Here is a 22,491-nt window from a genome sequence, read left to right as displayed (position 1 = left end):
AACTTATTAAGAGGAGTGTTAACTACTATGCCTAACAACAACAACTCTAACCAACTTTTAGTACCAGGAGTACAACAAGCACTTGAACAAATGAAATATGAAATTGCTCAAGAATTTGGTGTAACTCTTGGCGCTGACACTACTTCTCGTGCAAATGGATCTGTCGGTGGAGAAATCACAAAACGCCTTGTACAAATGGCTGAATCTCAACTTGGCGGCGGATTTCAACGCTAAGAAAAAGTAAAACACATTATACAAATTAATAATATGGCTTAGCCCCCTCCATTTTGAGGGGGCTTTCATTGTTCCTTATTTTTTTACTATCCCCTTCCTCATTTCGGCTAACTTTATCAATTTTTTAATACAACACAAATTATCACTAGAAATTAAAAATAAAAAAGCTGCGGATATAATGCCCGCAGCCTATGCTTTTAAAATGGTATAACTAATATAATAAGTAAGTATTAAAATACTACCGATTGCAAGTACAACAGAGTAATCTGACATCAATACCCACCCCATCTTCCTTAATAAATATCTATAAACTACCATAACACTTGGTTTATTCCAGTGATAAAAATCACGCCATAGACAAAGTAACATGAACATTTTGTGAACATTGGGATTAAGATTATATATAGGTTAAATCTTTAATTATTTCTAGGGAATAATAGACCTGTCCTTTCGATAAACATATCTAGACAGTCAAAAATTCTTAAAAAAGACATTTCCCTATAAGGATCTAAAAAACGTTTTTAGCCCAGCTATATAATTTTACACATTATTATCATTTGGCTCCCTAATATTCAGATAAGATTCCGAGTAATATAAAAAGAGGATGCCCATTAAAGGTAATACCTTTGAGACACCCTCTTTTCCCTATTAATGTTCTTGGACAACCATTCGCTTAGGCATAGCTGCAATAACCAAAACAACGATTATTGCACTGATTATGAAGCTTGGAAGCATGTATGTTCCATTATATAACAATGAGTAAACGGCAACCGGCTGGCCTTCAGGGGCATATTCACCAAAAAAGACAATTCCAGATATGACATGACAAAAATAGCGAAGTAAGCTTCCTACAAATATTCCTACTACAACATAAACCATCCATTTCGATTTATCCCCTGATTCTATTGCTTTTCTAACGGATCCGGCAAAAACACCAGCAAAGCCCACTACAGTAAAGGCAATAAAATAATCTATGATTGCTTGGAGAATCGTGTAGATTTGTGCAAAACCAATTATGAATTGTAGAAGTCCCAGTAAAAATCCAGTTAATAAACCACCTTTTATTCCCCAGCGGTACGCGATCAAGAATACAGGAACCATAGCGATAGAAATGGAACCACCTTGAGGCCAAATCTTTAATGAAAGAATATTGGCTGCTAAATCCAATAAATAGGCTAATGCAGAAAATACGGCCACTTCAGCCATAAATCGAGTATTACTCCTTTTTTTGACCATAATTAGTCCTCCTCATAAATGTATCAATCTTGATTTTAGATCACATGTTTTTGCATTTTTTAATAAAAAAAGCAATGCAAGACGAAAGGATTTGTCTGCATTGCTAAATTTTAATCGGCAAATCCACATCCCTACGCTAGTGCTAACTAACAGGTTCAAAGGGTCAGAACTCGAACATTCACTCTCAGCCGCATGTCGCAGCCCCCCTTGTGGAACTATTCAATTATTACCATAACGAATATACTATTCTTTTCATCTCTTGACAAGAATCCTTATGGATTTTAATAAAAAAAAAGGATTTTTTCTTTCCTTCAGCGAATTATGTAAGTAATTAGTTATTTCCATAGGGGGATACAACATGTTTACGGGTGAAAAAACAGAATTAATGACTTATTTTGAAAAAAATGAGGAAAAGCTACTGAAAGAATGGGAAAGGCAAATTATTGTGTCGGAAAATGACCCTTTTAAAACAAAAATAACCAAGAACGCTAAATCCCTATTTCATGTTATTCTGAATATTTATCAACGCTCAGAAGACGAAATATTAAAAATCGTGAAAAAACTAGCTAATGAAATTTCAGAAGAAAGAGTAAAAGCCGACATTAACATAGGCGAATTCGTATATAATGTCAGCCTTGGCAGAACGGTCCTCTATAGTTGTATCAGTCAGCTAGATGTTCCATTATCAGAGCTGCAGGAAACAATGAATAAAATCAACTTTTGTTTTGATAAATTCTTATACTATGCCGTTTCGCATTATACAGAAGCAAAAAACAAAATTATTGAAGAAAAGAATATGTTTATTGATTCGACACACCAGGATAGGTTGACTTTACTAGGACAAATGACATCCAGCTTTATTCATGAATTTCGTAACCCTCTAACCTCCATCCAAGGATTTATTCAATTGCTTAAAGCTGATTATCCAGACATGAAATATTTAGAAATTATTTCAAGTGAATTAGATCAGCTAAACTTCCGAATTTCACAGTTCTTACTTTTATCAAAAAAAGAACTGATTGGAAAAGAGAAGGAATTTTTCAAAGTTAATAAACTAATAGATGAAGTGTTAAATTTCCTATATCCAAGCATTTTAGATAGTAAAGTGAAAATTAAGCAGTCATTATTAGGCGATGTTACATTATATGGCTATGCCGATGAAATTCGCCAAGTCATTATTAATATTATTTTTAATGCAATTGATGTATTAAATCATCATAACAACACAAATCCAACCATTGAAATCATTAGCAGTATACATAATCAAAACCTAATGATTGCTGTTTCAAACAATGGGCCAATGATTCCCGAAGAATTAAGAGAATCGATTTTTGAACCATTCTTTACAACAAAAAAACTTGGAACAGGCCTTGGATTGTTTGTATGTAAAGAAATTATTGAAAAACATAAAGGGACACTTTCTTGTGATTCTTCCCCTGAAAAGACAACATTTTCCATAACACTACCGATTAATATTCCATCGCCTGAAATAGAACAGCGAACATAGGAACAAGTCTGATCCCTCTTTCAAATTGGGATCTTTTTTCATCTAAATGTTATACTTACACGCTCATTTATAATTGCATATGCTGTAGTAAAAAAGATTGGGAGTTTTGCCCTTATGTTTACATTAAAAGTTGATCATGAAATTGAGCTTCAACTGTTTCAAATACAGCATGCAGAACAACTTTATCAGCTAATTGAGAAAAATCGCGGGCACTTACGCCAATGGCTTCCTTGGGTTGACAGCATTACTTCCCCCTATCAATTAATGTCCATTATACCTGTTTGGCTCACGCAATTTTCTGAGAACACTGGTTGCAATCTTGGAATTCTTTTTAGAGGAGAACTTGTCGGTTCCATTGGTCTCCATCAAATTGACTGGTATAACAAAATGGCAAGTATCGGATATTATCTTGCGAAAAAAGCAGAGGGTCATGGTATTATTACAAGATCTGTTCAAGCTCTGCTGAGTTATGCTTTCTTCGAGCTAGGATTAAACAGGATTGAAATTCGCTGTGGGATCAATAACCATAAAAGCAGAGCCATTCCCGAAAGATTAGGCTTTCAAAAAGAAGGAATTATTAGAGATGGTGAACTTCTGAATGGTTATTATCACGACATCCTTCTATACAGCATGCTTGCACGTGAGTGGAATAATCGCCCATTAATAAAACGTAACCAGTAACTCTGTTATTAAATTTCGTTAATATAGATGCTTCATTCATATTAGCTATATTCTCCCATAAAATGTAGATAACACTACCTAAAATATCCAGAACGTTTGACTGTACAGTTAAGATTCTTTATAATTATAGTTAATTTATTTTGTTGAGGTGGTAAAATGGGCTGTCTATTGAATGGAAGAGATAGCTAAGCGTACAATGGTTTCGAAGCGGACTAATGATTACTAAACAACTATTATATTAACTTATAAAAAACAGAACGCTCGAATCCAATTACCGCATCTATACGGAAAAGTCACTGGAGGCAATATAATATTAAAGAACGGAAAAAACTCCATTTGCCTTTAGAAGTGATGTAAAGAAACTAGATATAAAGAGGCTAGACGTCAAAGGTTGATAATCACAATCGTGCTCTTTAGAAGCATCACTATCTGTGTGATTTCATCCCGTTTCTTAATCAATTGGATGAAAAGCAATAGAAGTAAATGAACAGTAATTTAAGTCTGCTTAGAACAGCATTATTCAAATGGATTTAGTTAGAGTCATTTGTTATAAAACTAGGAGGTGACACCTTACTCGTTAATTACGAGCTAAGGGCTTATTTGGACATATTTAACTTGGTTTTGATAGCCATTTTAATTGCTTTAACTGCTTTTTTTGTAGCTTCAGAGTTTGCTATTGTAAAAATTAGAAGTTCAAAAATTGATCAGTTAATAGAAGAAGGTAATTCGAAGGCTGTATCAGCGAAGAAAGTAATCTCCAACCTGGATGAATATCTTTCTGCCTGTCAACTGGGTATTACGATCACCGCTTTAGGTTTAGGTTGGATTGGTGAATCAACCATTGAGCACTTGCTTGGTCCTGTTTTTGTTGCCATGCATATTCCAGACAGCGCAACAAAATTATTATCTGTATCTATCGCCTTTGCTTCTATTACATTCCTTCATGTAGTAGTAGGAGAGCTTGCCCCTAAAACATTGGCAATTCATAAGGCAGAATGGATTACACTGACCCTGTCACGTCCGCTCATTTATTTTTATAAGGTGATGTATCCTTTTATTAAGCTACTGAATGGATCGGCACGTCTTGTTTCAAGGATTTTTGGTCTAAAACCAGTTTCAGAAAACGAACTTGCCCATTCAGAGGAAGAGCTTCGAATTATCCTTTCAGAAAGCTATAAAAGTGGTGAAATTAACCAGTCTGAGTTTAAGTATGTAAATAAAATTTTTGATTTTGATAATCGAATTGCTAAAGAAATTATGGTTCCGAGAACTGAAATTGTCTCCTTGTCTAAAGATGACACTTTAGAGACATTTTTAAATGTAATAAAAACAGAAAAGTTTACAAGATATCCAATTATTGATGGTGATAAGGACCATATTATTGGTCTTGTAAACGCAAAAGAGGTTATGACAGATTTTATTGGTATTGAACAACCTTCTCTTCAAACGATGGAAAAGTATATCCGTCCGATTATTCGAGTAATTGAAACGATACCAATCCATGATTTACTTGTGAAAATGCAAAAGGACCGTATGCATATGGCAGTATTAATGGATGAATATGGCGGTACATCAGGGATCGTTACCGTTGAGGATATTCTTGAAGAGATTGTTGGAGATATTCGTGACGAATTTGATATGGATGAAATTCCAGAGATTCGCAAAATCAAAGAAAATCATTATATTATTGATTCGAAAGTGTTAGTAAGCGAAGTGAATGACCTTTTGGGAATCAATATTGATGACGAAGATGTTGACACGATTGGCGGCTGGATTCTAACTGAAAACTATGAAGCAAAAGAAGGAGACAAAATCGTCCATGACGCTTTTTCCTTTAAGATTCTGGAAATGGAAGAACACCATATTAAATATATTGAAGTAACAAAAATAGCAAATGATGAAGAAACAGATCTCAAACAGATCGCATTACCCGAATCAGAGGTCCTTTACTAAAAAACAAACCAATTATTTTGGTTTGTTTTTTTATGCATAGGAATTGAGATAAATGCCCATGCAAGACATTCCTCCTTCGCATACTCTGTCATTAAAAGGAGGGATCAATAATGAATTATTTACTAACACTATTTTTAGCCGTTCTAGCAGGATTTGCTTTATTAAGAGTAGAAGTTGTCTCATTTTTAGATAGTTTAACACCAATTCTCCAAACAATAGGATCAATTGCCATTATTATTTTTTCTTTCGCGCTTCTTTATCACGGTGTCAAAGCTTTATTCGGCAAAGAATAGATTTCTACTTCCAATCAATCATAAAAGACCAGGAAACAAACCTGGTCTTTTTATTATATAGAAAAGCGAAAGTGGCCTGTTCAACGGCATATATCCTCTTCCCAAAAGCTTTCGATTTCGGTCGTGCGATGATTATACCACTGTAGCCATTTTTATGGTGGCCTCCAACTGAGGTATAGGAAACATGCGTAGCGTATCAATGTTGAGTGATCAAGATACGTTGACAACTTGACGCTATAATGTTTATGCTAGAACATTCTCGAAATCGATTAGATACTTGAAACTATGAAAAAGGTCGTTTTCTTTTATCCCCATTATTTAGACTTTAACATGAATAGTTCCTCTTCTGTTCTAGCAATTTTCACAAGATGGGAGTCTAATCTTCGATTAATATGCTGGATTTGGTTATTATGAGTATTTTCTATTCGTTCTATGGCCTCTTTTATATCGGACAAGTCAATTTGGTTCACAGCTACCCGGTGTTCGATGCTGTCCACCTTTTCTAGTCTAGAAAGCCTTTTTTCGATTTGCACAAGAGTTTCATTTAATGTACGAATCAAACCCTTTATTTCATTAACATTTTCTGTTAACTTTATAAACTCACTTTCCATGGGCAATACTCCTTCATTTTGTTTCTATTATCATACCACCGTTTCTAATATGCAGTTGTTACAAAAACAGTAACATTCCTACCTCTCACCTAAAAGCAAATATGCCTATCATTTCAATAATAGAAAAAAATGAATTATTTTTTACATCTTTACTTTAAATAAGAATTTAGTGAAGAAAATCACAGGCAAATCATTCCAAATCAATTAACCTCAGTTATAGAACTATTCCCTATCATTCTAAAAAGGTTGGTGCTGAGCATGTTCATTACCATTGATGAAAAAGCTGTTTCTTGGTTTACCATGGAATTTGATTATACTAAACCATTTCACATTCGCTTATACCCTCAATATGCTGGTTTTGGCGAGAAACACAAAGGCTATAGTCTCGCGTTTTCCACCGAATCACCTACAAATCCGGCCTTCACAAAAGAAGTGAATGGTATCATATTTTATTTTGAAGAAAATGATCTATGGTTTTTTGAAGACACCGAAACTCATTTATCATTTAATCCATTACAAAATGAATTACAGGTAACATATAACGAAACTGCAAATTCATAATGACCTTATGACATCTCCCCTCCCCCATTTTATAAAAAGAACTTTCTCGAATCATATGAAGAGAAAGTTCTTTTTATTTGCTTTTAATGAGATATTTTTTGCTTTTTAAATAAAAATTGAGATAATAACCTATATGTCATTAATAAAAGATAAGGGGTACAATGATGTTGAAAGAGAAAAAAAACACTAAGTATTTGGCAACCTTTTCACTTCTTGTGATGACAGTCGGTTTCCTTGCCACCATACCAATGCCCTCATCAATTTGGAAAATAATTCTTCAAGGTGGGTTTGAAGCTGGACTAGTTGGTGGTCTTGCAGACTGGTTTGCCGTTACAGCCTTATTCCGGCATCCGCTGGGACTCCCTATCCCACATACAGCTTTACTGCCAAAGAATCGCAGTAAAATTGTTGCCAAAATTATCTCCATGTTAGAAAATGACTGGTTAACTAAAAAAAGTATCCATGAAAAAATTAACTCTTTTCAATTTACTGAGAAACTATTTGATGTAGTTGAAAAACAAATTCATACAGAATCAGTAAAAAGAACAATTATCGGACTTGCGAAACATGCAATTAATGAAGTTGATACTAAAAAACTTGCACCAATTATTGCTAAAGAGTTAAAATCACAAATTAACTCAATTGACATGAAGCACTTTATTCCAATACTGATCGACCAAATTAGCTTAAGAAAATATGATGAGAAAACATTAGATTTTATCCTTAAAGAAATTGATGACTGGGCAAGAAAAGAAGACACAAAATACAGACTTGGGAAAATAGCTGTCAACATGATCGAAAATATAAAAGCAGATGGTTTTATGCAGTTTGCCTTAAATGCATTCAGTAACCTAGTAAACGAGGAAAAATTGGGAGATATTATTCAAAATCTCATTTTAAAAGGTGTCGATAGTTTTCGCGACCCCTCTAATCCAAACAGACAAACACTAATGCTACATATTCATCAAAAACTGCAAAGTTTAAAAACCGATGAAAAAATTTATGAAGAACTGAACCGATTGAAATCACAGTTACTTGAAAAATGGAAAGTAGAAGAAAAAATTATCGAGTTTTTGGACCTGTTGAAGCAAAAGGCAATAGCTTTTGTTGAGGAACCTGTATTCTATGATGAATATTTTCTTCCTTTATTAAAAGATCAACTAAATGAAATTCAAACGAATACCGAAAAGATAGAGCAATTTGAAGTTTGGATGAAGTCACAAATATCCGATTTTGTTGATAAAAATCATTCAAAAATTGGCAAACTAGTCAAAGAAAACCTGGAAAAATTAGAAACGAAAACCTTAATTACCATGATTGAAATAAATGTAGGTAAAGACTTGCAATGGATTCGAGTCAATGGAGCTGTTTGTGGGTTTATCATTGGACTTGTCTTAGTAGGAATTAAAGCCTTATTCTAAATGCAATTAAAAAGCACCTCGGTCAAGGTGCTTTTTTTCATACTTTACACCTATAAATTCTCCATAATCAAACATTTTTCTTCCTAAAAATCTAAGTTCTACTTTTTTCCAATCCTACATATTTACTACTATAGTCACTATTTTTTTATGGGAAATGGAGGTTATAAAATGGGTGTTAAGTTTATTAAGATTTCTGTTTGTTACTTTGTCATTGGTGCCTGTATCGGAATGTATATGTCCATGACGGAACAATTTACTTTGACCCCTGTTCACGTTCATATTAATTTATTGGGCTGGACGGCCATGACGCTCGCTGGACTCATTTATGTCGCCTTTCCTGCAGCTGCCGAGACAACATTGGCAAAGGTTCACTACTGGGTCCATAATATCGCCTTACCAATCATGATGATTGGTCTAGCACTATTCGTTTCCGGTGTAAGTGCAGCCATTCCTGCTGTTGCCGCAGGTGGATCATTTTTGGTCTTTGGAATTATTGTTTTTGCTATTAATATCTTAAAATATGTGAAAAACTAAAATACGGACAAAAGACTCATTTTACAATATTATCATTTTATATTCGCTCTCTCCTAATATACGAGAACGCTGCATAATGACTGCAGCGTTTTTTTTCAATTTCCATAAGGTTTTATGGTGAAGTTCAATGAAATATTTTGTAAAATGAAACAAACAGCTTCATTACGATGGAGGTATTTTTTTGAGTTCAAAACTGCATGACCCTTTTAAAACATCTTTTGACAGTCTAGATGAATATGCAGATCTTATCAGTCAAGTGCTAAAATGCCCAATTACGATTGAAGATGCTAACCATCGGCTTCTTGCCTATAGTACACATGACGAACGAACGGATCCTGCCAGAATTTCAACCATCATTGGCCGAAGGGTACCGGAGAAAGTCATTAATCAGTTATGGAAGGAAGGTACGATCCCTACTTTACTAAAAACCAAGGAACCTATTCGTGTGAAAAATATGGAAGAAATTGGTCTGAGTCATCGAGTCGCAATCTCCATTTGGAAACAGGATGAGGTATTAGGATTTATTTGGGCTTTAGAGATAGATCAATCATTAAAGGAAGAGGATTTAGCTCTTTTAAAAAAAGCAGCAGATGCCGTGAAAAATAAATTACTGCAACTGCAGACGAGAAAAAATAAGAAAGAAGAACGCTTTCAGGAATTTTTTTGGAAACTATTAACCGGTCACTTAAAAGACCAAGAAGAAATTCTTGAGCATTTCCATGCCCTACAAATAAATCCTCCAGCTACATTTGCCATACTGGTTTTTCAGTTTAAGAAAAACATTTCTAGTAAAGAAGAACAATGGATTTCCTATTTACTACAGACCAATCAGCGCATAAAAATCTTGCTATACACGATTGACTGCAACCAATTGATTGTTTTAGTTTCTACGGACACTTTTCAAAATCCATTCTCTGAATTGGAACAATTTGTACAGGTCTTTGTAGAAAAAATGAATGAACGATATGGAATCAAAGACATTATTTCTGTTTTTAGTAGTATTTATGAAGATTATCAATTAATTGGTAAAGCCTATGAAGAAACACAATCTGTATTAGCGATTAAAAATAAATTTCCTTATGAAACAAAACATATTTACAATTATCACAAACTCGGAATTTATCAATTTTTTGATTTACTTTTAGAAAAAAGAAAAGTTGAACCTTATGAAAACTACTCCTTAAAAAAGCTTCATGAATATGATCAAAAACATAATAGCCATCTCGTTAAAACATTAGAGGTCTATTTAAACAATGATGCAAATATCAATGATGCGGCAAAAGAGCTCAATGTTCATGCCAACACTTTAACCTATCGCTTAAAACGTATCGCTGAAATTGGAGAAATTAATTTCAAAGATCCAAATCAAAAAATGATGCTTTATTTGGATTTAAAACTAGAAAAATATAAGGGGATTTGATCATTTGTGAAAATCCCCAAAATGTATAATGATTTTTCTCCTTTCTTAACAAAGAAATTCTTCACCAAACATTATATACTTAAAACATAGTAAAATTTTGTTAAGATATTGGGAGGAATTTGGATATGATCATTGGGGTACCAAAAGAAATTAAAAATAATGAAAATCGGGTGGCGCTTACCCCTGCAGGAGTTGTTTCTTTTGTGAATGCAGGACACTCAGTCCTAATTGAAACGAATGCAGGAATTGGAAGCGGTTTCACTGATGAAGCTTATGAAAAAGCTGGCGCTCAAATTATTAACAGTGCTGAAGAGGTTTGGAAAAAATCAGATATGATTATGAAAGTGAAAGAGCCTCTTGCTAGTGAATATCAGTACTTCCGTCAAGGATTAATTTTATTTACCTATTTACACCTTGCAGCTGAACCTGCATTAGCGCAGGCTCTTAAAGATAGTGGCGTAATTGCGATCGCTTATGAAACAGTGTCTGTTAATAAAACCCTTCCACTTCTTACACCGATGAGCGAAGTCGCTGGTCGTATGGCTGCTCAAATTGGGGCGGCATTCTTACAAAAAAATAACAGAGGTCAAGGCATTCTACTTGCCGGTGTACCAGGTGTAAGCCGAGGAAAAGTCACCATTATCGGTGGTGGAATCGTAGGTACCAATGCAGCCAAAATGGCAATTGGATTAGGAGCGGACGTAACAATTATCGACTTAAGTGCTGACCGCCTTCGTCAATTAGATGATATCTTTGGAAATCAAATCAAAACGCTTATGTCAAACCCATATAATATTGCGGAGGCTGTGGCAGAAGCCGATCTATTAATTGGTGCCGTTCTGATCCCAGGAGCAAAAGCGCCTAAATTAGTAACCGAAGAAATGGTTCGGACAATGAAACCGGGTTCCGTCATTGTGGATGTGGCGATCGACCAAGGAGGAATTGTTGAAACGATTGATCACGTAACCACTCACGATAACCCAACTTTCGAAAAACATGGAGTTATTCACTACTCTGTGGCCAATATGCCTGGAGCAGTGCCTAGAACTTCTACCATTGCTTTAACAAATGTTACGGTTCCATATGCATTGCAAATTGCTAACAAAGGTGTTTATAAAGCGATTGCTGAAAATCCAGCATTAAAGCTTGGTGTGAATGTGGCCAATGGTGAAATCACTTATGAAGCTGTTGCAAAAGATCTTGGTTACCAATATGTAACGGTTGAAAAAGCTTTGGAAAAAGAACTAACTTCACTATAAGATAAAAAAACCCCTCTGGAATATTTCTAGAGGGGTTTTATGTTGGAAGCAATAGATAACTTGGCTGTGAAAAAAGGAAACAATGGCACTTGCGGTTGACAATATTATCCATCAAAAACATTATCGCTTATCTTTTAAAAAACCATCCTGTACAAACCAGGATGGTTTTTTGATTTATAAATATTTCCGATGGACTCCTTTGCCATCATAAGAAAACAGCATGGTTCTTTCCTCTACAACCGTCTCCATGTGAACAGGTCTTCCCCATAACTGATAAATATATGGGAGTACCTTTTCAAGGTATTTGACGTCAAGTTCAATCCCTTCATACCAATGTTTCAAGTAAAGCTCGCCATTTTTCATATAATCACCGTCATTCACAGTGATATAAGGAAATCCGCCATTCACTCGCATGTTCACTAATTGGTCACGGACATTTTCCCATTGTTTGTCGACAATTTTATAATCCCGACCCTGCTTTTGAAACAGATACATATCCTCACGCATCACTAAATCTTTTGTCAAATAATTTCTCAAAAACGAAATATCAGATTCAATTTCCCGAACCTCAAAGATTTTCTCTCTGCCAGACCCTGGCTTTACTCCTCTTCGTTTCATTTCCTCGTCAGGATTGTTATATCTTTCCTCAATATCTTCAAATATCTTCAATCCAAGATAATATGGGTTAATGCCTGTTTTCGATGGCTGAACAACGCCTGCATTTAATTTAGCGAACTCAATAGCTTCACCACTTGTCAGGTTCATTTCCCGTAAAATACGTTGATGCCAATAAGACGCCCAACCTTCATTCATAATTTTTGTTTCCAGCTGTGGCCAGAAATACAGCATTTCCTCACGCATCATGGTCAAAATATCGCGTTGCCAATCTTCAAGTTCCCTGCTATAGGTTTCAATAAATAATAGCAAATCTTTTTCAGGTCTTGGTGGGAATTTCTTTTTACGAGGTGGTTTTTTGGTGACTTTTTTATTTCTCTCATCCAAGCTCCACAAGTCATCATAAGGGGTGGAAGGCCGCTCCTCCTCTTCCTCCTCTATATCATCCATTGTCCAAGCCAATTTAGGTCTCATTAACGAAGGGTCAATATGTTCATCAATCGATAATACTGCATCTAAAAAGCGCTCTACTTCCCTTTTTCCATATTGAATCTCATATTGGTGAATTCGTTCAGCCGTTGCTGCCATACTTTCTACCATGTCACGCTTCGTATTTTGAAAACGGACGTTATTTTTAAAGAAGTCACAATGAGCTAATACGTGAGCAACAATAAGTTTGTTTTGGATTAAAGAATTTGAATCTAATAAAAAGGCATAACAAGGATTTGAATTTATCACAAGCTCATAAATTTTACTAAGGCCTAAATCATAGTGCAGTTTCATTTTATAAAATTGCTTTCCAAAGCTCCAGTGTGAAAATCGGGTCGGCATCCCATAGGCTCCAAAGGTATAAATAATATCAGCTGGACAAATTTCATAGCGCATTGGATAAAAATCCAGCCCAAAACTGCTAGCAATTTCGGTGATTTCACTTATCGCGTATTCGAGTGCTTTCTTTTCTTGCTCATTCATTAGCCACTCCCCCTTTTCCTCTTACCACAATGTATGAAGAAAAAGGAGGAATGATGAAACAAGAACGAAAAAACAATAGACAGCTAATTCATTATCGTTTTTGAGACTCAACTGTTAAATGAACCAGCTTTTTGCTACTGAGATCATGGGTTACCTTAACGATTACATAGAATGGTTGCTGATTTTCTTGAACTTGAAACCGAAAAGAATCGATTACATTCGTTCCACTTAGCTTTTCCCTGCCTAAATATTCATATTCCTTAACCTCATCACCTGGATACTCAGCAGCAACAACAGCTATGGCCATTCGCCCATACTTTTCATAATCCGGTTTTTGTGCTAAACCATATTGATGATGGGTTACCAAACTTAACAAAATCAGTATTGCGGCAAAATATTTCTTCATCCTTATTCCTCCTATCGTTCTATCTTGAATATTTTTCTCCAATTTTGAATCCATATAAGTCATTTAATGTATTTTTTTTGCTTCCTTTGCCAGCACCAAACCAACACGTTGGTTCCTTTTCCATTCTTTATGGAAAACAGAAAGCGGTGGGCTTGTTTCTCCAACAAGTGGACTTATTTCAATTGTCATCGCCGGTTTATGATAACTAGTAATAAACCAGTCAGTAAATCCTCCTCCTATTGCATCTTTATCGGGCTTTGCCAACTTATAGCCAGTTACTTTGGATATTTTCTTGGCAATGGCCTTGTCCCTTTTAAGGTGTTTTCCATTTTTATAATTCCAAAAAATCTCCTGTCCTGCCGTATGATAGGCAACTGCAATAGAAGGGTTAATTTTATTTATAAAATTTCTTAACGCGATTACTTCGCGGGCTTCAAATGGCTTTTTTCCTTTATAATATTTATAATAGGGGATAGATGGTTCATTTTTCAGCTTCTTCCATCCCGCTGGATACTGTCTATTTAAATCAACTCCTTTTGCATTTGCCTTCCAACCTTTGAAATCAATATACCCGTCATTCATGATCAACAATTCTTTTTGTATTTCTGGAGGAAATCCTTCGATTCCATTCTGTTGAATAGTAACCCCATCAGGATTTAACATTGGAATAAACCAAATGGACACTTCGTCTAATGTAGCCATTGGCAACGAGCCGATACGTTCATTATGTAAATAAGCTTCAGAATAGTTTTCCAGCATTTTCATTAATAGCAGACTAGTTAGCCATTCCCTTCCATGATGAGCACCAATCAAAACAACGTTCTTCTTCCCTTTTCCCACCTTAATGCCCCAAATTTTTTGCCCTAAATGTGAAGTTCCAATTGCTTGAATTTCAACGATCTGACCATACTTCTCATCTATTTTTGCTATATCTTGCACAAGTCTTTGATACGAATATGCCTTATTTGTTTTTACAATTTGGGCGTGTACAGGTTGGATCACTAAAAACATGATTAGTAAGAAACATGAAATAATTTTTGTCATAATACCTCACATTGCTTGATATTTATTCAGGTAAAAGTTGAAAACCTCTTTATCACTTTTGTGTCAACATTTTCTGCGTTTCGTACATTTTTAAATGTCATACACTAAAAACAACTCCTAGTAAGGAGGAGAAGTTCAAAATGAATAGACTGGATTATGACCGAGCGTTATATTATACACATCGGTCTGAGTGGGATAATTTGCTGATTTTAATGGTGCGGACAGAAGATCATTTTTTATCAAAGAAAATCGAACATTTCCTGCATGCCTACAATTTTGAACATGACTACAGTATTATTGAGAAAAAACTAAATAGCCTGCTTCGTTATATTGACCATGCAAATGAAACACTGGAAAACGATTCAAATGAGATTCCGTTGTATAGTCTTTCCTGAAAATTCAAGTGAATTCCATAATTTCAAAGAAAAAAATTTACAACCGGACCAAAGAATTCCACCAAAAAAACACGGCTTCCACCATATTGAAGCCGTGTTTCATATATATCCCTAATATTGAATACATCCTTTTAGTATTGAACCTGTTTCATTTTGTCATCTACCAATTCCATAAATTTTTTTTCAATGGTTTGCAATTTGTTTCTGCTCTCTTCAAGGGTTTTACCATTTACTCCAAAGTAAAACTTAATTTTAGGTTCTGTGCCTGAAGGTCTTAAGCAAATCCATGACCCATCTTCGAACAAATATTTTAACACATTGGATTTTGGTAAATGAATTTTTTCTTCGCCACTGTTCGTTACACGAATACCCGCTAAATAATCTTCCGTAGATGCTGCTTTTAATGCCCCCAATGATTTTATTGGTTCGTTGCGGAAAGAAGCCATTATACGTTGGATCAATTCTGCGCCGTCTTTTCCTTTTAAGGTTAAAGAGCGAAGTCCTTCCTGATAATAGCCATATTTTTCGAATACTTGCATCATACCTTCATAAAGAGACATTCCCTGCTTTTTGTAATACGCACAAACTTCCGTAGCTAAAAGCGCCGCTTGAACAGCATCTTTATCACGGGCAAAGTCACCAATTAAATAGCCATATGATTCTTCATATCCGAAAAGAAATGTATGTTCTTTCGATTCTTCATATTGCTTAATTTTTTCAGCAATGAATTTAAAGCCTGTCAATACATCTACTGTTTCTAATTGATAGGCAGAAGCAATATTCCGGCCTAATTCTGAGGTAACAATTGTTTTCAAAACAACGCCATTTTTAGGCAAAGTCCCTTTTTTCTTTTTTTGAGATAACAGATAATCCAATAGTAAGGCTCCTGTTTGATTACCGGTTAAAACAACATACTCGCCTTCATGGTTTAATACGGCAATACCTAGTCGGTCCGCATCCGGGTCAGTCGCAATTAATAAATCCGCTCCAATTTTTTTTCCTTCCCGAATGGCCAGTTCAAAGGCAGCATGTTCTTCTGGGTTTGGACTCTTTACTGTTGAAAATTCCGGATCAGGAAGCTCCTGTTCCTTTACAACCGTTACGTTTTTATAACCAAGAGCCGCTAAACCAGCACGGACTGGCTTATTCGCTGTTCCATGTAGAGGTGTAAATACAATTTTAATGTCGGTTTCCTCAGCAAGTTTTGGATTTTCAGATACCGTCTTCAATTTTTCAATATAAGCTTGATCGATTTCTTCACCAATGGTTTGGATTAATCCTGAAGCTCTTAATGTTTCTTCGCTTTCCACTTTTATGACTAACTCATTCTCAATTTCATTTACCTTCGCAATAACCTGATCCGCAGCCTCTGGTGGCAATTGTCCCCCATCTGAACCATATACTTTATACCCGTTATATTCCGGCGGATTGTGACTGGCAGTGATTACGATTCCTGAAAAAGCTTTCAAATGCCTTAAAGCAAAAGATAGCTCAGGTGTCGGTCTTAATTCATCAAAAATATATGTTTGAATTCCTCTTGTTGCTAAAGTCTTAGCTGCTTCAAGGGCAAATTCAGGAGATTTGTGGCGTGAATCAAAAGCAATGACAACACCACGTTTTTTGGCTTCATCCCCATGTTCTTCTATGTATGCTGCTAGGCCGGCAGATGCTTTCCGGACGGTATATATATTCATACGGTTTGTACCGACACCAATTTCCCCACGCATTCCGCCGGTACCAAACTCCAAGTTCTTATAAAAAGCTTCCTCCAATTGCTTTTCATCTTGCTTTAGCTTTTCTAGCTGATTTTTTAATTCAGCGTCTAATTCTTCAAACTCCATCCAGTTTCTTGCTGCTAATTTCCAATCCATAAGAAGTTCCCCTCCAGTACTCTAGTCACTTATAATCTTTCTAAGTTACCAGCCAATACTCCTTTAAAAATTTACGAATATTTACCGACAATTTTCGCCATCCCTTGGGGGATACAGGTGCACCCTCTATATTACCTCAAAATTCCATTGAGAAGTAGCTAAAAATAAAAGCTTTTTCCATAGTACTCAATGTAACAGGAATTTTTATGAAATGATGATTACAATTTATTGATTAAACAATTATGGAGGTATGTAATTAATCGATTTAATATATTCTGCCGTATGGGAATGGATAGTATGTTGGGATATGAATTAAAATACCCTACGAGATTTAAAGACAATCATATAAATCGTGCTTAAGCTAAAATGAATGAGCATGATCATTTCCACTAATGTTTGTTATTGTTGATCGAATTAATCATAAAAAATGACAGTAGAAAGACTAGGGAATTGTATTCCCTAGTCTTTTTGCTTTACTCATTTTATTGTGTATGACGTTACTAACTATTTTCAAAACCATGCATATGAAGGTATTATTTAAAAATTTCTCTCTGAAAAGAACCCGTAACTTTCTTGGGCTTCATTTTTATATAAGCAGTTCATTATCTGCTTTCGTATAAATACTAAGCATAGGATTTTTCATGTTCTTTGCTTCTACAAACTGATCAAATTCAAATGGAAAATAAAGTCCAAATTCTTGTAGATTTGCTACATTTTTATTAAAAATAGGTGCATATTGTTCGTCCAGTTGGGGTGATTCAAGAATGGATATTAAAGTTTGTATACTAGCCATTACTTGGAATGCATCTTTTAATGTTCCAATCTCTTCGAAATGCTTTTTGGAGGTGTGTAATACCTTTAAGCGTTCAAATTGATGAATTTCATCATCTGTAAAATAAAGAGGAAAAATATTCGAATAAATATACCTCACAAGCTCACAAATTTCCTCTTCTTGACTTGGAGTCGAGGCATATACAATTTTCACTATTAAACCCACCTTTGCCATCACTATAATCTGTCGTATTATATATGTAAGAATAACATAACTATGTTAGATGTAATGGTGGTAATTAGTGGATAACTAAAAGGAGAAGAATATGCTAAATACAATTCGTTTGGGAGAATGGTTTCAGATCATTGTCCCTAAAGAGTGGGAAAACATAACAATAGATCATCTATTTCGCCATGTATGGGAAGCACCTAAAAAGCTGATCCATACCTTCCGAATGGAGAAAAAAGTCCAAATTAATGGAAAAGAAGCTAATTGGACCTTACCTCTAACAGCCGGGTCCAAACTTCAGATACAATTATTTGAAGAAGAAGAAATACTACTTACACCTTGGTTTCGTTCCATTGATATTTTATTTGAGGATGACCATGTCCTCGTACTAAATAAGCCGCCTTTTATGAATACTCATCCGAATGATCGAGAGACCGATACGAATACACTTATGAATGCTGTTGCTTTTTATTTGCTATCAAAAGGTGAAATACGAAACATACGGCAAATTCACCGCTTAGATCGTGATACATCAGGTGCCATATTATTTGCAAAACATCCATTGTCAGGTGCTGTATTCGACAAACTCCTTGAAAAAAGAAAAATTAAAAGGACGTATTTGGCACTCACTCACGGACTATTTCAAAACAAAAATGGCTCTATTAATGCTCCAATTGGCAGAGATCGTCATCATTCGACTAGAAGAAGGGTATCTCCAACGGGTCAACCTGCCATCACCCATTATCAGGTAGTAAAAGAAGATAAACAACAAAACCTTTCCTATGTAAAATGTTGGTTGGAAACCGGAAGAACACATCAAATTCGAGTTCATTTAAGTCATCTCGGTCATCCTTTAATTGGGGATGTATTATATGGCGGACAACCTATTGTAAAGCGACAAGCACTTCATGCAGTAAAATTAGAATTTCTTCATCCATTTACTTTAGAGAAAATCGTATGTCATGCACCTTTCCTAGACGAAAAACCAATATTTAAAGGAATCAATATTTATGATGTGTAATCAGAAAAGCGGAAGCGCCCTGTTTAGCGGCGTATAGCCTCCTCCCAAAAGCTATCGCTTTCGGTCGTGCGATGCTAATGCATCTGCAGCTTTCCTTGTGGTGATCTCCAACTGAGATATAGGAAACACGAGGAGCCGAAGGCGATTCGATGTGGACTTATCGTAGGGCGGAGACCGAAGGCGTCTCGCCGCTAGGACAATGAAGCGAGACAGTTCTAGAATTTGAAAATATAATTACTATTCTAGTTATAAAAGGCCTCCCATTTGGGAAGGCCTTTTTAGACAGTCATTTTTATTTAGCTTTTCTAAAAGATCTCATAATAAAGCTTACTAAAAGGACAAGTACCGCTGCTCCGATAATAGCAGGTATGATGGCAAAATCAGCCACATGTGGTCCCCAATCTCCTAAAATCCATGTCCCAAGCCAAGCTCCAACGAAACCTGCAATGATATTACCAATAATGCCTCCAGGTACATCTCTTCCTACGATTAGGCCAGCCAACCAGCCAATAATACCACCAACGATTAATGCCCAAATAAAGCCCATTTTAGAACACTCCTTTTTTCATTCATAACTGTTCATAAGCATCTGAGCGATTCAGACAATGAAAACATGTCTGTAGACATAAATTACCCTAAATTTTTTTTTTTACTCATGTCTTTTACATTTTTTCACTAACGGCTCAACAATTAGAGGCACTGTATAAAAAGAAAATCATGGGAAATAGTACAAGGTATATATTATGGTTAATTATTTGAAAATTCTAATGTTAAGTTTTTGTAAAATTGATGTCGAAGTTATTTCTTTTTTCGACAAATTTCAATAAAATTAATTTCGTTCAATTTACTTGTTTGGGACAAAAATTTGGAGGTAATTTTAATGGTTTTTAAAAAAAAGGATAAGTTTGCAGTATTACTGCACAATATTTCAACGAATCTTAAAGAAGGTGCCAACTTTTTTACGGAATATAAATTAAAGGATATTAGTGATTTAAAGATCTTTTCAGAAAAAATGAAAGAAATTGAGTCTAAAGGGGATTCATTCGTTCATGAGGTTATTAAAGAACTAAATGACGCTTTTATTACACCAATTGAGCGTGAAGATATTCTCCACCTTGCCATGACAATGGATGATGTATTAGATGGTTTAGAAGCAACCGCCGCACTATTTGAAATGTATTCCATTACTCAAGCGGACGATTATATGATTCAATTTGTTAACGCCATTCAGACTAGTGTTCATGAAATTGATCATGCAATTGAGCTATTATCCAATAAAAAACTTCTTCAAATTAGAGAACATGCCATTAAGATTAAAGATTATGAATCACAATGTGACCATGTATTAAGAAAATCCATTAAGAACCTATTTAATGTCGAGAAAGATCCAATTCGAATTATTCAATATAAAGAAATTTACGAGAATCTTGAGGATATCGCGGATAGCTGTCAAACCGTTGCCAACACACTAGAAACCATCATTATGAAAAATGCTTAAGGAGTAATCAGATGGACTTAGTTTTCATTCTTACAATATTAATCGTTGTCTGCGCGCTTGCATTTGATTTTATTAATGGATTTCATGATACCGCCAATTCTATTGCGACATCAGTATCCACAAAGGCACTAAAGCCTCGGCAAGCCATTTTATTAGCAGCAGTCATGAATTTTGCTGGTGCGATGACTTTTACCGGAGTAGCTAAAACGATTTCCAAAGATATTGTCGATCCTTTTACACTATCAAACGGAACGGTTGTTATTTTGGCTGCATTATTAGCAGCTATCTTCTGGAATTTGCTTACTTGGTATTACGGAATACCAAGTAGCTCGTCCCATGCCCTTATTGGTTCCATTGCTGGAGCAGCATTAGCTGCAGAAGGGTTAGATTCACTTAATTACAGTGGTTTTATAAAAATCATTGAAGCACTTATTTTCTCACCTATTCTGGCATTTACAATTGGTTATATTATCTACAGTATATTTAAAATCGTATTTAAAAACTTTAATTTAACAAAAACCAATCGTGTATTCCGTTATTTTCAAGTGGCAACAGCAGCATTACAATCATTTTCACATGGTACAAATGATGCCCAAAAGGCAATGGGAATCATTACGATGGCTTTGATCGCTAATGGATACCAAACCAGTAACGATGTTCAATCATGGGTTCAATTATCCTGTGCGCTTGCTATGGGTATAGGTACCTCTGTTGGCGGATGGAAAATCATTAAAACAGTAGGCGGCAAAATCATGAAAATTAGACCTATCAACGGGGTTGCTGCTGATTTAACAGGGGCTGCAGTCATTTTTGGAGCAAGTGCTTTGCATGTTCCTGTAAGTACGACACACGTAATCTCTTCCGGTATTCTTGGTGTAGGTGCTTCACACCGCTTAAAAGGTGTTAAATGGGATACCGCTCAGCGGATGCTCGTCACATGGGTCATCACCTTACCAATTACAGCATTTATTTCAGGAATTTTCTATTTTATTTTAAATTTATTCTTTTAATAAAGAAACCAGGGACAAAAATCCCTGGTTTTTTTACATAATAAAATCCCTTTAGTCAATCAACGGCGTATTGCCTCTACCAATCGATTGTTATTGGATAAGCCACAAAAGCCATCGTTTAAACTCTCCGATTGAGAGAAAGGAAACACTATAAATCGAAATTTATTATATATGGACAGATGGTTAGTGAGTCTGAGTTCAGTTCTAATAAAAAAACCACCATCAATGGTGGTTTTTTCTTCCTTAATAGCTGCTATTAGAAACTTCACCTTTGCAAATAGCCACACCAGAACTTGCCCCAATTCGATTTGCACCAGCTGCAATCATCGCTTCCGCATCTTCACGACTTCTTACACCGCCGGAGGCTTTAACACCGATATTTGGACCTACTGTTTCACGCATTAAGCGTACATCTTCAACAGTTGCACCGCCAGTAGAGAATCCAGTGGATGTTTTCACAAAATCTGCTCCTGCTTTTACAGAAAGCTCACATGCCCTTTTCTTTTCTTCATCTGTCAAAAGACAAGTTTCAATAATAACTTTAACTAGAGCTTTTCCTTTAGCCGCCTCAACAACAGCACGGATATCCTTTTCAACTAATTCATCTTGTTTATCTTTTAAAGCCCCGATATTAATAACCATATCAACTTCGGTTGCTCCATTCTCAATAGCATTCTTTGTTTCAAATGCTTTTGTCTCAGGTGTTGTTGCCCCAAGAGGGAAACCAATAACAGTACAAACCTTTACATTAGTACCTTTAAGAGCTTCAGCAGCCGTTTTTACCCATGTTGGATTCACACAAACAGAGGCAAATGAATACTCTTTTGCTTCTTCTGCTAATTTAATAATTTGGTCTTTTGTTACATCAGCTTTTAATAATGTATGATCAATCATTCCTGCAATATTTTGACTCATTATGTTTAACCTCCAATTTCATTAAACCAATAGT

23 protein-coding genes and 1 riboswitch are annotated in these 22,491 nt (G+C 35.4%); of the genes, 14 read left to right on the top strand and 9 right to left on the bottom strand.

What is annotated here, in order from left to right; translation table 11 throughout:
* Positions 1–27 precede the first annotated feature (27 nt).
* Positions 28–234 (top strand): alpha/beta-type small acid-soluble spore protein, encoded by a 207-nt coding sequence (locus G4Z05_RS10565; protein WP_038540155.1) that lies wholly within the window; start codon positions 28–30, stop codon positions 232–234.
* A 648-nt stretch (positions 235–882) separates the two neighbouring features.
* On the opposite strand, the gene thiT is transcribed toward G4Z05_RS10565, so the two are convergent.
* Entirely contained in the window at positions 883–1,470 is a 588-nt protein-coding gene (gene thiT, locus G4Z05_RS10560; RefSeq protein WP_163251902.1) for an energy-coupled thiamine transporter ThiT, read from the bottom strand.
* A gap of 111 nt (positions 1,471–1,581) precedes the next feature.
* Positions 1,582–1,688: riboswitch (TPP riboswitch) on the bottom strand.
* Positions 1,689–1,828: 140 nt separating this feature from the next.
* Here thiT and G4Z05_RS10555 point away from each other — a divergent pair.
* The 4 genes from G4Z05_RS10555 (at position 1,829) to G4Z05_RS10540 (ending at position 5,904) form a co-directional block, all read left to right on the top strand.
* Positions 1,829–2,977 (top strand): histidine kinase N-terminal domain-containing protein, encoded by a 1,149-nt coding sequence (locus tag G4Z05_RS10555; RefSeq protein WP_163251901.1) that lies wholly within the window; start codon positions 1,829–1,831, stop codon positions 2,975–2,977.
* Between the two features lie 114 nt (positions 2,978–3,091).
* Positions 3,092–3,658 (top strand): GNAT family N-acetyltransferase, encoded by a 567-nt coding sequence (locus G4Z05_RS10550; protein ID WP_163251900.1) that lies wholly within the window; start codon positions 3,092–3,094, stop codon positions 3,656–3,658.
* Positions 3,659–4,258: 600 nt separating this feature from the next.
* Positions 4,259–5,611 carry a hemolysin family protein gene (locus G4Z05_RS10545; RefSeq protein ID WP_163251899.1) on the top strand — a complete coding sequence of 451 codons (1,353 nt, stop codon included), beginning with the start codon at positions 4,259–4,261 and terminating at the stop codon, positions 5,609–5,611.
* Between the two features lie 110 nt (positions 5,612–5,721).
* Positions 5,722–5,904: a hypothetical protein gene (locus G4Z05_RS10540; RefSeq protein ID WP_163251898.1), complete on the top strand. Its 183-nt coding sequence runs from the start codon at positions 5,722–5,724 to the stop codon at positions 5,902–5,904.
* Between the two features lie 314 nt (positions 5,905–6,218).
* Here the strand turns inward: G4Z05_RS10540 and G4Z05_RS10535 are convergent, their stop codons facing one another.
* Entirely contained in the window at positions 6,219–6,515 is a 297-nt protein-coding gene (locus tag G4Z05_RS10535; protein WP_163251897.1) for a hypothetical protein, read from the bottom strand.
* Positions 6,516–6,773: 258 nt separating this feature from the next.
* Here G4Z05_RS10535 and G4Z05_RS10530 point away from each other — a divergent pair, with 258 nt between their 5' ends.
* From G4Z05_RS10530 to ald, 5 genes are all read left to right on the top strand, one after another.
* The gene (locus G4Z05_RS10530) at positions 6,774–7,076 is read left to right on the top strand and encodes a HesB/YadR/YfhF family protein (protein ID WP_163251896.1); all 303 of its coding nucleotides are present in this window, start codon (positions 6,774–6,776) and stop codon (positions 7,074–7,076) included.
* 164 nt (positions 7,077–7,240) lie between these two features.
* A complete protein-coding gene (locus tag G4Z05_RS10525) occupies positions 7,241–8,497 on the top strand; it encodes a DUF445 domain-containing protein (protein ID WP_163251895.1) in 1,257 nt (418 codons plus the stop codon).
* Positions 8,498–8,665: 168 nt separating this feature from the next.
* Positions 8,666–9,031 carry a cytochrome-c oxidase gene (locus tag G4Z05_RS10520; RefSeq protein ID WP_163251894.1) on the top strand — a complete coding sequence of 122 codons (366 nt, stop codon included), beginning with the start codon at positions 8,666–8,668 and terminating at the stop codon, positions 9,029–9,031.
* Between the two features lie 181 nt (positions 9,032–9,212).
* Positions 9,213–10,451: a PucR family transcriptional regulator gene (locus tag G4Z05_RS10515; protein ID WP_163251893.1), complete on the top strand. Its 1,239-nt coding sequence runs from the start codon at positions 9,213–9,215 to the stop codon at positions 10,449–10,451.
* 125 nt (positions 10,452–10,576) lie between these two features.
* Positions 10,577–11,710 carry an alanine dehydrogenase gene (gene ald / locus G4Z05_RS10510; protein ID WP_163251892.1) on the top strand — a complete coding sequence of 378 codons (1,134 nt, stop codon included), beginning with the start codon at positions 10,577–10,579 and terminating at the stop codon, positions 11,708–11,710.
* 174 nt (positions 11,711–11,884) lie between these two features.
* Here the strand turns inward: ald and G4Z05_RS10505 are convergent, their stop codons facing one another.
* The 3 genes from G4Z05_RS10505 to G4Z05_RS10495 form a co-directional block, all read right to left on the bottom strand.
* Positions 11,885–13,297 carry a SpoVR family protein gene (locus G4Z05_RS10505; RefSeq protein ID WP_163251891.1) on the bottom strand — a complete coding sequence of 471 codons (1,413 nt, stop codon included), beginning with the start codon at positions 13,295–13,297 and terminating at the stop codon, positions 11,885–11,887.
* Positions 13,298–13,388: 91 nt separating this feature from the next.
* Positions 13,389–13,703, bottom strand: coding sequence for a DUF3889 domain-containing protein (locus G4Z05_RS10500; protein WP_163251890.1), 315 nt, complete (start codon positions 13,701–13,703; stop codon positions 13,389–13,391).
* Between the two features lie 63 nt (positions 13,704–13,766).
* On the bottom strand, positions 13,767–14,747 hold the full coding sequence (locus tag G4Z05_RS10495) for a M14 family zinc carboxypeptidase (protein WP_163251889.1): 981 nt from the start codon (positions 14,745–14,747) through the stop codon (positions 13,767–13,769).
* Positions 14,748–14,887: 140 nt separating this feature from the next.
* Between G4Z05_RS10495 and G4Z05_RS10490 the strand changes: the two genes are divergently transcribed.
* A complete protein-coding gene (locus G4Z05_RS10490) occupies positions 14,888–15,142 on the top strand; it encodes a YhdB family protein (protein ID WP_038540111.1) in 255 nt (84 codons plus the stop codon).
* A 131-nt stretch (positions 15,143–15,273) separates the two neighbouring features.
* On the opposite strand, the gene G4Z05_RS10485 is transcribed toward G4Z05_RS10490, so the two are convergent.
* Together G4Z05_RS10485 and G4Z05_RS10480 are read right to left on the bottom strand one after the other, a co-directional pair.
* Positions 15,274–17,013, bottom strand: a complete 1,740-nt coding sequence (locus G4Z05_RS10485) for a phospho-sugar mutase (RefSeq protein WP_163251888.1) — start codon at positions 17,011–17,013, stop codon at positions 15,274–15,276.
* Positions 17,014–17,599: 586 nt separating this feature from the next.
* Positions 17,600–17,998, bottom strand: a complete 399-nt coding sequence (locus G4Z05_RS10480; protein WP_163184303.1) for a YhcU family protein — start codon at positions 17,996–17,998, stop codon at positions 17,600–17,602.
* A gap of 112 nt (positions 17,999–18,110) precedes the next feature.
* On the opposite strand from G4Z05_RS10480, the gene G4Z05_RS10475 reads away from it, so the two are divergent.
* On the top strand, positions 18,111–19,034 hold the full coding sequence (locus G4Z05_RS10475; RefSeq protein ID WP_163251887.1) for an RluA family pseudouridine synthase: 924 nt from the start codon (positions 18,111–18,113) through the stop codon (positions 19,032–19,034).
* A 292-nt stretch (positions 19,035–19,326) separates the two neighbouring features.
* On the opposite strand, the gene G4Z05_RS10470 is transcribed toward G4Z05_RS10475, so the two are convergent.
* Positions 19,327–19,581 (bottom strand): GlsB/YeaQ/YmgE family stress response membrane protein, encoded by a 255-nt coding sequence (locus G4Z05_RS10470; RefSeq protein WP_038540101.1) that lies wholly within the window; start codon positions 19,579–19,581, stop codon positions 19,327–19,329.
* Between the two features lie 333 nt (positions 19,582–19,914).
* On the opposite strand from G4Z05_RS10470, the gene G4Z05_RS10465 reads away from it, so the two are divergent.
* Both G4Z05_RS10465 and G4Z05_RS10460 read left to right on the top strand, forming a co-directional pair.
* Positions 19,915–20,532, top strand: a complete 618-nt coding sequence (locus G4Z05_RS10465; RefSeq protein WP_163251886.1) for a DUF47 domain-containing protein — start codon at positions 19,915–19,917, stop codon at positions 20,530–20,532.
* Positions 20,533–20,543: 11 nt separating this feature from the next.
* On the top strand, positions 20,544–21,542 hold the full coding sequence (locus G4Z05_RS10460; RefSeq protein WP_163251885.1) for an inorganic phosphate transporter: 999 nt from the start codon (positions 20,544–20,546) through the stop codon (positions 21,540–21,542).
* A gap of 243 nt (positions 21,543–21,785) precedes the next feature.
* Here G4Z05_RS10460 and deoC read toward each other — a convergent pair whose 3' ends face one another.
* Entirely contained in the window at positions 21,786–22,457 is a 672-nt protein-coding gene (gene deoC, locus G4Z05_RS10455; RefSeq protein WP_163251884.1) for a deoxyribose-phosphate aldolase, read from the bottom strand.
* Between the last annotated feature and the right edge of the window lie 34 nt (positions 22,458–22,491).

The sequence above is a fragment of the Neobacillus thermocopriae genome, assembly GCF_010975035.1.
Taxonomy (GTDB): Bacteria; Bacillota; Bacilli; order Bacillales; family Cytobacillaceae; genus Neobacillus; species Neobacillus thermocopriae.
This window is presented reverse-complemented; position numbering and strand designations above follow the sequence as displayed.